The sequence below is a fragment of the Bacillus gaemokensis genome (assembly GCF_001590835.1).
Classification (GTDB): Bacteria; Bacillota; Bacilli; order Bacillales; family Bacillaceae_G; genus Bacillus_A; species Bacillus_A gaemokensis.
Map to the genome: position 1 here is coordinate 1 of NZ_LTAQ01000062.1, position 775 is coordinate 775.

General features: G+C 36.6%; 1 protein-coding gene. It reads right to left on the bottom strand.

What is annotated here, in order from left to right; genetic code table 11:
* On the bottom strand, positions 1-775 hold a 775-nt coding region (locus tag AZF08_RS24890; RefSeq protein WP_235604089.1), incomplete at both ends, for a condensation domain-containing protein.

Consider the following 775-nt stretch of genomic DNA (forward strand, 5'->3'; position numbering starts at 1 on the left):
TTCTTTACCAAGGTTCCAAACCAAGTTACCTGAAATATAGTTTTCATTCTCTCTACTAGAAGTAACTTTTGGCAACAGTGTTTGCCCTTCATACCCATCTAAATAATCATTCCAATATTTAGAAGACTCTTCATGATTTTGTGCTTCTAACCATTCAATATAGTTACTATATGGCGTTACTACAGATAACTTAGGCTCTCTTTGTTCCTGAATAGCATAGTAAGTTTCGAAGATTTCCTGTGTCACCAATGGGATACACCAACCATCCATTAAGATATGGTGGAAACTCCAAATAACACGATACGTTTGCTCCTCGGTGCGTAAGATCGTCATACGCATTAATGCATCTTCAGCAAGATTAAATCCTCTTTCTCTATCTTCACTCATATACACCTTTATCCACTCTTCACGTGATGGCTCTTCTATTTCATGAAGATCTTCATAATGAAAGTCGATTTTTCTATTTCGGTATACAACTTGTAACGGCTCATCATTCCAAGTACTCATAAAGTTAGTTCGGAATATGGCATGTCTTTGCACCAATTGCTCCAAACTTTGAGCAAATGACTCTATATTCATATTTCCCTGTATATCGAACCTTGCTTGTTCAAAATAAGCTTCCGATTGTGAGTTCAACAAGCTGTGAAATAACATACCCTTCTGCATTGGAGTTAATGGATACACATTTTCAATTTCGCCTATATGTTGCGTTTCCTGTACAACACGATCTAATGCTTCAATCGTCATCCCTTTGAAAATAATATCACTTGGTGTG